This window comes from Taklimakanibacter deserti (assembly GCA_003574785.1).
This window is the reverse complement of the sequence record QORU01000017.1, coordinates 90,540-103,097: the sequence shown is the minus strand read 5'-3', so window position 1 is coordinate 103,097 and position 12,558 is coordinate 90,540. Positions and strand designations below refer to the sequence as shown.

2 protein-coding genes are annotated in these 12,558 nt (G+C 67.0%); both read right to left on the bottom strand.

Annotated elements, in window-relative coordinates; all coding sequences use genetic code 11:
* Nucleotides 1-525 precede the first annotated feature (525 nt).
* The gene (locus DS839_RS36710) at nucleotides 526-7,227 is read right to left on the bottom strand and encodes a hypothetical protein (RefSeq protein ID WP_162918889.1); all 6,702 of its coding nucleotides are present in this window, start codon (nucleotides 7,225-7,227) and stop codon (nucleotides 526-528) included.
* A 388-nt stretch (nucleotides 7,228-7,615) separates the two neighbouring features.
* Nucleotides 7,616-12,373 (bottom strand): autotransporter outer membrane beta-barrel domain-containing protein, encoded by a 4,758-nt coding sequence (locus DS839_RS36705; protein ID WP_162918888.1) that lies wholly within the window; start codon nucleotides 12,371-12,373, stop codon nucleotides 7,616-7,618.
* Nucleotides 12,374-12,558 lie beyond the last annotated feature (185 nt).

Sequence of the window (12,558 nt, the reverse complement as noted above, 5' to 3'; positions counted from 1 at the left end):
CCAGAACAGTGCGCGCGCCGATTCCCCCATTACTTGGCGTAAGAATACTCTATCTGCCCTGAGGGTAGGCCCGCTAGTCTCAGAGGGACGTCTCCGCGGAATTATTAGGCACTGTTGCAAGCAGGCCACAGTCCTGATGCGGCACTGCAACCGGGCCGTTCAAATCATAGGAATTTACTTCAGGAGAGACAGCCTCGCGGCCATGCCGAATTTCAGGGATTTGCAGGGATTATCAGGGAACTTTTGCAAAAAAACATAGGGCTGAATCATTTCAATAGCTTAGAGCGCGAAGCAGGGAACTTGGCCGCGTTATTCCCTGATAATATGTGCTTTGCAATATTTCCTACATCTCGCATCTAAAGTCTCAAACCCACTTTCTGAACGAATATAGAACAAAAGCGTTGCAAAGGGAAGCGGAATGCCTCTGCTTTTTTACGACGCAGCGTGATGGGCTCCCTCACACGACAAAAGGAGCGGGATTTCTCCCGCCCCTCGAGGCCGTCGCAATAGGGTCGTTTCTTCTTTTTACCAGGCGTATCGCACGCCGGCATTGCCGACGATCGCTTCGTAGTCGTCGGCGAACTGGTAGTTGCCGCGCAGGAAACCCGACCAGCCATCGGGAGCGGCGACGGCGAAGCCCAGCGACACATCGCCCACCGTCTCGCTTGGCGAGTCGGTCACGCCGAAGGATCCGAAGCCGGGCGCGAAGATATCGGCGTCGTTGTCGCCGTTGAACTCCTGCCAGACACTCGCCATCACATCCGATGAGAAGACCGTGCCGCTCGCATCCGTCGAGTCGTAGCCGACCCTCAGGCCGAGCCTGCCGCGCACGCTCGTCTCGTCGTCGAAATCGACCGTGCCGCCGAAGATATCGGTGTCGTCGATGTCGGTGTTCACCACCGCGAAGGTCGCCTGCGGCTCGATGAAGCCGCCGCCACCCCAGCCGAACTTGTAGCCGGCATCGACGCGGGCACCGATGTTCGTCACATCCGTGTCGGCATCGCCCGAAGGCCCGCCGAGATTGTCCGCATCGATATCGACATTGAGGAAGTCGGCCTTGGCCATCAGATCGACGAAGAAGGCATTGTTGAGATAGGTCGCATAGGCGCCGACCGTCGGGCCGTCATACTTCCACTCGGTGTCGGTCTGGTCGAAGTTGAGATCGGAGCTGAGATAGCCGCCGAACAGGCCGAACATCCACACCTCGTCGGCAGTTTCGTTGCCGAAGTCGAAGCCGGCAAGGCCGCCATAGATCGACTGGTCGCGATCGGTCGAGCTCAGGCCATCGCCATCGTCGCGATCGAGCCAGGCGCCGACACCCTTGACCCAGAAGCCGGGTGTTACATTCGCGACAGGCGTCGGCTCCACCGGCTCGCTGTAGTCGGCGACCGGCGTCACCTGAGTGCCTTCGAGCAGCGTCCGCAAGTCAGCCTGGCGCTGCAGCAGAATACCGGTCGTGTGGTACCAGATGTCCTGCGCCGCGGTGATGCCGGCGGCGAACTCATAGGCGCCGGCGCCGATGCCCGACGTATAGAGCTCGTGCTGATCGCTCCCCGCAGGGGTCGTATCGAGCCTGAGATCCCAGGTGAAGAAGCCGGCATTGAACGGCCCGTTCTCAAGGTCGAAGTTGCCTTCGTCGGTGCCACCGTCGGGGTTGACGACCACCACCGGGATACCCTCGAGATTGGCGCCCAGCACGTTGGTGACGTTGATTTTAAGCAACGTCGACCCGCTCGTGCTGCCATTGATGATCAGCCGGTCCGACAAGCCCGTCCCTGGCGCTGCCAGCAAGGCGTCGGCCCGGAGCCTGCCCGTGCCCCCCATGCCGGTGAAGTAGTCGATGCCGCCGACGACCCCGGCCGACGCGCTCAGGGTGAGCGTGTCGCCCTCCTGGCCGTCGACCATCGAGATCAGACCTTCATTGTTGAAGGCCTCGAGCCCGTTGATCTGCACATGCTCGAGGGTGGTCGGATCGGTGGCGCTGAGCACCGTGGCGTTGGTCATGTTGTTGAAGAAGTCGCCATTGACCTGGCCGCGGAAGTCGGAAATCCCCTTGGCTTCGAAGGTGCCGCCCGACTGGTTCTCGTAGTAGTCATCCTGTTCGGTGAAGTCGACGAAGCCCCGCACCACGCCGGCGCTCAAGACCGTGGTATTGGCGCCATCGGTGTTGATCGCCGCACGCGTGAGCAGATTGTCCGAGGTGATCAATCCGGTGGCCGAATTGACGACGTCGATATTGGAGTTGCCGACGAAAGCGAGATCCGTCCTCAGATCGAGGCCGCCCTCGTCGCCGACGAACGTGCCGTGGTTCTCGACATAGACGTTGTCCTGATTGCCCACAGCATTCACGAAGGCACCACGCCCGGTCACGTCCACGATCGCAGAGTTGAAGATATTGACCGTGTTGGTGCCATGGGTGCCGGTGCCGTCCAAGCCATCAGCCGCGGAAGACGCGCCGCCGCTGGGCCGGTCGGTGCCATCTGCGCCGTTGGTGTCGCCGGCACCGCCAGTGCCGCCATTGCCGCCGGTGCCAGCCGTTCCTGAGCCGCCTTCACCGCCGTCGCCGCCGGTGCCGGTGCCGCTCGAGGTCCTGATATGGATGCCGTCGGCATTGGCGCCGCCGGTGGTCAGGATGTTGGCGGTGTTGCGGACATTGACCAGGACGTCGCCGGCAAAGGCGTCGCCGCCCCTGCCGCCGGCCGCGGCATCGCTGTCGCCGCCGAAGCCGCCATTGCCGCCATTGCCGCCCAAGATGAGGCCGCTGCCGCCATCGCCGCCGGTGCCGCCGTCGCCGCCATTGCCGCCGCCGCCATTGCCGCCATTGCCGCCCGTGGCATCGCCGCCATTGGCAATCACCACGATCGCCGCGTTGTTGCCGGTGACCGTCACAGCGGCGTTACTGGTGATATCGACCGTCACATCGCCGCCAAAGGCGTCGCTGACGCTGTCGAACGGGTCGGCGCTCGCGCCGCCGGCCGCGCCGGCGAAGCCATCGCCGGCGTCGCCGCCATTGCCACCATTGCCGCCATTGGCACCTGGGACCTGGCCAGCGCCACTGGATTCGCCCTGGCCGCCATCGCCGCCATCGCCGCCAGTGCCGGTGCCGCCATTGCCGCTATTGCCGCCGAAGGCGTTGCCGCCATTGGCCTGGACCATGATGGCTTCGTTCACCGAATTGATCGCGCCGTCACTAACGACGACGACATCGGCATTGCCGCCCCGGCCAAAACCGCCATTGCCGCCGGAGCCGCCGAGCCCATTGGCGCTGCCGCCCAGGCCGAACGGATCGGAGAGCCCGCCATTGCCGCCATTGCCGCCATTGCCGCCAGTATTGCCGGTGCCGGAACCGACTATGGTCGTGTCGACATCGCCGCCCAGGCCGCCATTGCCGCCATTGCCGGCGGTGCCGCCGGTCCCATTGCCGCCATTGCCGCCATTGCCGCCCGTGCCTATGCCGCCGTCGGCCTCGACGTTGATGCCCCTGCTTGTCGAGTTGATGGTATTGCCGTTGTAGACATCGACATTGGCGTTGCCGCCGGTGCCATCGCCGCCGTCGCCGCCCTCGCCGCCCCGGGCATGAGCCACGCCGCCATTGCCGCCCGTGCCGCCATTGCCGCCGATATTGTTGCTGCCGGTGGTGGTGTCGCCAATAAACGTGAGCCCTATATTGCCAATGGTTCCGCCATTGCCGCCATTGCCGCCATTGCCGGCGGTGCCGCCCTGGGCATTGCCGCCATTGTTGCCGTCGCCGCCCGTGCCATCGCCGCCGCTGGCGATGACGTTGATGCCGCCCGTGACCGTCGTGGCGTTGATTCCGCCCAGCGCGTCTATGCTGAGACTGCTGCTGCCGCCGGTGCCGTCGCCGCCATCGCCGCCATTGCCGCCAAGCGCCGTGGCATCACCGCCGTCGCCGTTGCGGTTGGGGTCGAGGGGGTCAGTGGCATTGCCGCCATTGCCGGCCTTGTTGCCGTCACCATTGACGACCGCAAAAATATCGCCGCCGTCGCCGCCATTGCCGCCGGTGCCGCCGGTGCCGCCGGTCGCATTGCCGCCCAGGCCACCGTCACCACCGATGCCGTCGCCGGCATTCGCCAGCACATCGATGCCCATGCCGCCGACCAGACCGCCCGTCGTGATCTGAACATTTTCGATATTCCCGCCAAAGCCCGCGGCGCCATGGCCGCCATCGCCACCCTCGGCATTGGCGTTACCGGCGCCCCCGGCGATTCCACCAGCACCGGCGATGTTGTTGTCAGCATCACTGTTCGAAATCACACCATTGATTCCGACGATGCCGAAGCCGCCGCCTTCGCCGCCGGCGCCGCCATTGCCGCCGGTGCCACCGGTCGCGTCACCGCCGTCGCCACCATCGCCACCGCCGCCGTTGCCGGCAGCCAGATCGATATCGATGCCCTGGGGGATGCTGCCACCGACATAGAGGTCGACCGTATTGATATTACCGCCCGTGCCGGTGCCGCCATTGCCGCCATTGCCGCCGGTCGCATTGGCGTTGCCGCCGGCGCCGCCCGCGCCGCCCGCGCCGCCAAGATTACCATCGCCATTCGCAAGGGCGCCAAAACCACCACCCTCGCCACCTTCACCGCCGGTGCCGCCCGTGCCGCCCAGCGCATCGCCGCCGTCGCCAGCGTCGCCGCCCGTGCCCACGCCCCCAAAGGCCCGCAGGGTCATGCTGCCGCCGATATTGCCGGCGATGTCGACGAACACATCCGTCACGTCACCGCCCGTGCCGGTGCCGCCATGGCCGCCGGCGCCGCCCAACGCATTGCCGCTGCCGCCGACGCCGCCAAAGCCACCGGCCCCGCCGGCATTGGCATTGGTGATCACACCGAGCATACCGCCGCCGGCACCACCCGTGCCGCCATCGCCGCCGTCACCGCCCGTGGCCGCGCCGCCGACGCCGCCGCTCCTGCCTAGGCCGGACCCGGCAGTGAGGTCCAATCCGACGCTGCTCCCGACATTGCCGTCGACATCGATGTTGACGTAGTCGACGTTCCCACCGATGCCATGGCCGCCATCGCCGCCCTTGCCGCCCGTGGCCGTGGCGCTGCCGCCGGCGCCGCCGGCACCACCAGCGCCGCTGACATTCTGCCCTTCCTCGAGGACGCCCAGGATGTCGCCGCCATCACCGCCCGCGCCGCCGTCACCGCCGCCGCCATCACCGCCGTCATCCTCAATGCCGCCAGTCGCCGCACCGCCGGCGCCACCTATATTGCCCGTGCCGTTACCGGCAATCGCGGCAATAGAAATCGTATCGCCGACATTCCCGCCGACAAAGATGTCCACGTCGAAGACGCTGCCACCCGTGCCGTCGCCGCCTCTGCCGCCCTCGCCGCCCACGGCATTGGCGTTGCCGCCGGCGCCGCCGCCGCCGCCGGCGCCGCCCTTATTGTTGAAGCCATCACTGACGACCTCAATTTCGCCGCCTTCGCCGCCTTCACCGCCCAGGCCGCCCTCACCGCCCGTGGCCGCGCCGCCAGTGCGGCCTTCGCCGCCCAAGGCATGGGCAGGGCCGGGCCCAATAAGACCTCCCGCATCGAAGAATATCCCTCCGGCGACATTGCCGCTCACAACGACATCCAGGCCGTCGATATTCCCGCCAAAGGCGGCACCGCCGGCACCGCCGGCGCCGCCTGTGGCATCGCCCGAACCGCCTTGCCCGCCGAGACCGCCAAGTCCGCTGGTATTGTTATTGCCTACGATGGCCTCGATCGTCCCACCCCGGCCGCCGTCGCCGCCCTCGCCGCCGGTGCCGCCAAAGGCTGCGCCACCCACAGCGCCGTTTCCGCCATTAGCCTGGCCCCCCGCCTCGATGGCCCCGATGCCGGAGGTGAAATTGGTGGCCGAAAGAAAAATCTCGCCGATATCGCCGGCATTGGCAACGCCGCCCGCGCCGCCCGCGCCGCCCGTGCCGTTCGCCGTGCCGCCCGCGCCGCCGGCACCGCCCGTGCCCGCGGTGTTCCCGCTGCCGGGATCGATATCCCCGATGTCGCCGCCGGCGCCACCCGTTCCGCCATTGCCGGCGCCAGCTGTGCCGGTGCCGATGCCGCCGACGCCGCCCAAGCCGCCGGTAGCGGTGCTCGTGACCATGGTGAACGAGCCGCCCGCAATGTCGCCGCCGGCAGTGACGGTGACCGCGCCGATATTACCGCTGTTGCCCGCGCCGCCGGCGCCGCCGGCGCCGCCCACGCCGTTCGTCGCACCGCCGGCACCGCCGACACCGCCCGTGCCGCCGGTGTTGTTATCTCCGACCAAGTCGGTCTCGCCGCCTCCGGGGGTGTTGTCGAAATCTCCCGCAGCGCCGCCATTGCCGCCATTGCCGCCCGCCGTGCCTCCGGTTCCGTTACCGCCCGCACCGCCTTGGCCGCCTGTGCCGAGGCCCGTGGTGGTGCTCCCCGCTGCGATACCGACCAGGCCGTTGATATTGCCGTCGACATCGATGGTGACCGCGCCGATATTGCCGCCATTCCCGGCACCGCCGGTGGCGCCCGCGCCGCCGAAGCCGCTGGCGCCGCCAGGACCGGCGAGATCGTTCTGGCCGCCGGTTCCACCCGCGCCGCCATTGCCCGTGAACGTGCCGTTGACGGCCGAAGACGGAGCATCGCCGCCCTCGCCGCCATTGCCGCCATTGCCGGCGATGGCGCCCGTGCCGTTGCCGCCATTGCCCGGGCCGCCGCCGGTGCCGTTGCCGCCCTGGGTGATGATCGAGACGGCGGAGGTGATGCTGCCGCCGTCGGTCACGGTGATATTGATGTCATCGACAAAGCCGCCGGTACCGGAACCGGCGGCGCCCGCCGAACCGAAGCCGCGGGCATTGCTGCCGTTACCGCCCGTGCCGCCATTGCCCGGGGGCGAGGGAGGTGCATCGGCACCATCCGTGCCATTCCCGCCATTGGTCACCGGGGGCTGGCCCACGCCGTTATTGCCATTGGCGGCCGTGCCCGCGCCATCCGTGACGACGCCGACGCTGGTGATCGGCGCGATGGCGGTATCGCCGCTCACAATTATATCGACAAAGTTGAAGTCGGTCCCATCGCCGTTCACTACCGCGCCTGCCGGCGCTCCCGTTTGATCCGCCGCAAGGGTGGGCGTGATGCCGGCCGCGCCGCCGAGAATGAGAGCGGCCACTGCCGTGCAGGACAGAAGGCCGGCGCGCCTTGTCTGCTGCGGAACCAAAGCGGTGAAAGCCGACGTCTTTAGAACGGTCATTAGATGGGTCCCCCGGCGTAAGAAGTGGAATTACGCAAGGTTTACCCCGACAGAGGGGAACCCGGCTAGGCCGGCGTAAGCGATTCCCGGAATTAATAAAAACTGTTGCAATCGCGCCACAGTCTGGAGCGAAATAGGGGTAAAAAGGCAACAAATTTCCCCTTTTTAATCCGATTACAAGAATATAATTCTAGACTACAGGTGCAACCACTTGCGGGCTGGACGCTGAACCAGGGTGGCCAAGCCCCAATCTTCTTCTAGGTAAAATAGAGTTCCAGCAAGATTCGCGGGGGACGACGATCTGGCCGCTTGCCGCCCCTTCGAGGCCTGCCTTTAGCCTTCGCGAAGCCGAGGCTTCGCCTCGGCGGAGCAAGGTCGGCGGGTACCTCTACCAGGCGTATCTCACCCCGGCATTGCCGATGATCGCCTCATAATCGTCGGCGAACTGGTAGTCGCCGCGCACGAAACCCGACCAGCCGTCAGGCGCCGCGACGCTGAAGCCCAGCGAGATATCGCCCACCGTCTCGCTCGGCGAGTCCGTTGCATCGAGCGAGCCCGGAAGCCCCGGCGCGAAGATCGTGACGTCGTTGTCGCCATTGAACTCCCGCCACACGCTCGCGATCACATCGCCCGAGAACACCGCGCCGCTCTCGCTCGTAGTGTCGAAGCCGAGTCTCAGGCCCAGGCGGCCTTGCACGCTCGTCTCGTCGTCATATTCCACCGTGCCGCCGAAAATGTCGGTGTCGTCGATCTCGGTGTTCACCACCGCCAATGACGCCTGCGGCTCGATGAAGCCGCCATTGCCGAAGCCGAATTTGTAGCCCGTGTCGATCCGGCCGCCGATATTCGTCACATCCGTGTCGGCATCGCCCGATTGCGCCGCCAAGTTGCTCGCATCGATGTCGACATCGAGGAAGTCGGCCTTGACGACCGCATCGACAGAGAAGGCATGGTCGAGATAGGTCGCATAGGCGCCGATCGTCGGGCCTTCATATGTCCATTCGGTGTTGGTCTGATCGAAATCGAGATCGGAGGTCAGATAGCCGCCGAACAGGCCGAACATCCACACTTGCCCGGCACGCTCGGTGCCGAAGTCGAAGCCCGCGAGGCCGCCCCAGATCGTCTGGTCGCGATCGGTCTTGGTCAGATCATCGCCCTCTTCGCGCTCGAGCCAGGCGCCCACACCTTTCACCCAGAAGCCGGGCGTGATGCTGGCGGCGGGCGTCCGCTCCACCGGCTCGGCGAAATCGGCGACCGGCGTCACGGCCGTGCCTTCGAGCAGCGGACGCAAATCCGCCTGGCGCTGCAACAGCGTGCCCGTCGTCTGGCGCCAGATGTCCTGGGCGCCAGTGATGCCGGCAGCGAATTCATAGGCGCCGTTGCCGAGGCCGGCCGTATAGAGCTCATGCTGCTTGGCGATGCCGTCATATCGCAAGTCCCAGGCGAAGAAGCCGGCATTGATCGGCTCGTTCTCGAGATCGAAGTCGCCTTCCGCCGACGTTCCGCCGACCACCGTGACCACCGCAATGCCGTCGCTATTGGCGCCCTGCACATCGACGACATTGACCGCAACACTGGTCGTGCCCTGTGTGATGCCCGTGATCCTGAGCTCGTCCGAAAGGCCCGTTCCCGGCGCCGCCAGCACCGCATCGACTACGAGCCTGCCGCCAACGCCCTCATATATCGTGCCGAATCCAGGACGGCTCATGGTGAGCGTGTCACCCGCAGCGCCGTCCGCCATCGAAATCAAGCCGGCATTCTTGAACCGTTCGAGATTGTCGAAGCGGACAGTCTCGTCACTGGCCGGATCGACGGCGCTCAGCACCGTGGCACCGGTGTCGTTGTGGAAGATGTCCTCACCAATGACGCCCTCGAAACTGAAATCGGACGTGCCTTTGGCTTCGAAGATGCCGCCCGCCTGGTTATGGAACAAGTCGAATTCGCCGGTCAGATCGAGGAAGCCCCGCACCGTGCCGGTATTGGTGATCAAGGTCGAGGAACCTTTGGTGTTGATGGCGAACAGGTTGTCCGCCGTGATCAATCCCGAATTTTCGATCGTGATGCTGCTGTTGAATACGCTCGACGTCCTTAGGTCAACACCACTGCCCGCACCGCCGCCGAGGATGCTTCCGCCATTGTTGTTCACGATGATCGTGCTGTTTGCGCCATTGGCCTGAGCCCTGACACCCGTGCCGCCGACATCGATCAGGTTGCTGTTGTTGACGGTGATCGAGCTCGAGCCGTTTACCCCCTGGAGGCCGTCTTCGCCGGCATTGCCGCCGATGACCGTCCCGTTCTGTCCCCCGACACCGTCGAGACCATCCGCTCCGCCGCCAGCCGTGGCGCCAGTCCCGCCGCCGCCAAGCGCGCCGGCCTGCAGCGCCTGGCTGGTGCTTCCTTGGCCGGGCGTGGCAAGGCCCGATGTCGCCGTGACGTCGATGCCGTTCCCGCTAGCGAAGAGCCGGCCGCTATTGGTGACGGCGACCTCGGCCGAGCCGCCCGTCGCCGAGCCGCCATTGCCGCCATTCGCGCCAAAGGCGCTGCCGCCATTGCCGCCGTTACCGCCGTCGCCATTATTGCCATTGGTCGCTCCGCCCGCGCCGCCGGCACCACCCTCACCGCCAGTGCCGGCCTGAGCCATGCCGCTATCGCCGCCATCGCCGGCGGTGGCCGCCCCGCCGGTCGCGACGATGCGGATCGCGCTTCCGTCGGTGGTGGTGATGTCGCCGCTATTGCTGACATTGACCGAGACCGATCCGCCGGTGGCATCGCCGCCATTGCCGCCAGCGCCGCTCGTGGCGTTGCCGCCATCCCCGCCCTTACCGCCTGTGCCGCCGGAGCCATCGCCATTGCCCCCGGTGCCGCCGGCACCACCCGTGCCGCCGGTGCCGCCCTGGCCTGCAGTGGCCGTCCCGCCATCGCCGCCGGCGCCAGCCGTGGCCGCACCACCGCTTGCCGTGATGTCGATGCTGTTGGCGCCCGCGGTCGAGATATTGCCGCTATTGCCGACGATCACGCTGGCATCGCCGCCTTCCGCATCGCCGCCATTGCCGCCCGCGCCGCCCGAGACGTCGGCACCGCCGCCGCCCATCCCGCCCGTGCCGCCGGTGCCGGCAATATTGCCGCTGCCGCTGTTCACCGTCCCGACATTGCCGCCAGCGCCGCCAGTGCCGCCGCTGCCCGCCTGAACCGTCGTTCCATTGCCGCCAGCACCGCCTTCGCCGCCGGTAGCCGCGCCGCCCGCCGAGGTGATGATGATCGATCCTGAGGTGTTGCCGAGGCGATCGATGACGACACTGCCGGCATTGCCGCCCAAGGCGTCGCCGCCATCGCCGCCGTTGCCGCCATGGCCATCCGAAGCGCCGCCCAGTCCGCCAGGGCCGCCGTTGCCGGCATTGTTGTTGTTGCCCGTGTCGATCGGCCCGACATTACCGCCGGCACCGCCAGCGCCGCCGGCACCGCCTGCTGTCCCCGCGGCATTGCCGCCCTTGCCGCCGATGCCACCATTGGCCTCACCGCCCGTCGACTGGATGAGGATGTCGCCACTGACATTGCCGATGATGCCGGTGAGGTCGATGCTTCCGGAGCTGCCGCCCGTCGCGTCACCGCCCGTGCCGCCGTTGCCGCCTTGCGCATTGGCGCCGCGGCCCGCCACGCCGTCGCCGCCCTGACCGCCGTCATTGTCATCGCCGGCATCCAGCTCTTCGCCCGCATCGACGACCACCGTATCGCCGCCGGCACCGCCCGCACCACCGACCCCCGCCGTGCCACCCAGGCCGACTCCGCCGGCGCCGCCCGAGCCGCCCTTGGCCGCTCCCGCAATCGAGGAGATATCGATATCCCCGCTCACATCGCCGCCGGTGGTGACGATCATGTCGCCCGTGCTGCCGCCCGTGCCATCGCCGCCATCGCCGCCGGTACCGCCCGTACCGTCAGCGAGGCCGCTGCTGCCGGTGCCGCCATCTCCGCCGAGACCACCGTCATTATTGTTGCCGGTTCCGCTCGGCCCGAAACTCTTGCCGCCGCCACCGCCAGTGCCGCCGCTGCCACCCGTGCCGCCGGTGCCATCGCCGCCGGCGCCGCCATTGCCGCCCGTCCCGATCCCGGCTTCGGAATCGATGCTGACGCCGCCGCCGATGCCGCTCGCCGCGACGATGATCCCGCCGACATTGCCGCCCGTGCCGTCGGCGCCATCGCCGCCCTCGCCGCCGGTCCCGATCGCATTGCCGCCGGGCGCCGCCAGACCGCCAGGACCGCCAAGGCCGCTATTGCCGTCGGTGAAAATGCTCACGCTGCCACCGGACCCGCCGGCACCGCCCGTTCCCGCCTCGCCGCCTTGGCCGGCGCCCGCCGCGCCGCCTTTGCCGCCGGTGCCGTTGCCGCCGGTGGCATCGATCGCGACGCCGCTGTTGATCGTGCCGGAGACGTCCACGGTGATCGCGCCGATATGGCCGCCTATGCCGAAGTCGCCATTGCCGCCATTGCCGCCGGTGCCATCGGCATCGCCGCCGCGACCGCCAACACCACCGGAAGGCCCGAAGGCCGCCGGGCCGACATTGTCGCCCGGCGCACCGTCACCGCCATCGCCGGCGGCCTCGGCACCGCTGCCACCCGTGCCGCTGTCGCCGGCACCACCGGCGCCGCCGGTCATCGATTGCCCCGTCACGTCAATAACAGCCGGATTGACGATGTTGCCGTCGATGTCGACGGCGATGGGACCCGTTCCCGACCCCGTTTTCGACCCGCCATTGCCGCCATTGCCACCGGTACCGTTGGCGCTTCCACCCGGACCGCCATCGCCGCCGTCGCCATCGGGAGGAGCGGGCGGACCGGGATTACCGGGCGTCCCTTGCGTGCCGATGGCGGCGAGGCCCTGAGTGCCGTCATTATCGGCGGGGGGAGGAGGAGGCACGACAACGATATTCACGGGTTCGGTGGTGATCGTCGGGAAAATGACAGGGGCGACAACGACCGGAAGACCGTCATCGCCATTGGCTCCGGTCTCATCGCCGGCAAAGGCGGGCGTGGCGAGAACGAAACCGCCGATGACGAGGCTTGAGGCCAGTGCCGTGCAGGAGAGGAGGCGCGAGCGCCGCGCAGTTTCCTGGATCACGCCTTGCAGCGCGGCATGCGTCGAACGTCCCATATTGCCCCCGTCACCCGAAAAATAATCTTCGGTCTAATTGCCCGATATGACAGATGCCAGATGATTCCTTAAAGTAATCAAAATTTTGCGGAACGTGTTGCAGCCGCGCCACAAACCGGTGCCTATTTTTTCGGCACCACGACCAAAGGTGGCCCACGGCGTGCGACTCAGGATTGCATATATCG

Coding starts and splice junctions, on each gene's coding strand:
- DS839_RS36710 (WP_162918889.1), bottom strand. CDS start 7,227: ATGACCGTTCTAAAGACGTCGGCTTTCACCGCTTTGGTTCCGCAGCAG.
- DS839_RS36705 (WP_162918888.1), bottom strand. CDS start 12,373: ATGGGACGTTCGACGCATGCCGCGCTGCAAGGCGTGATCCAGGAAACT.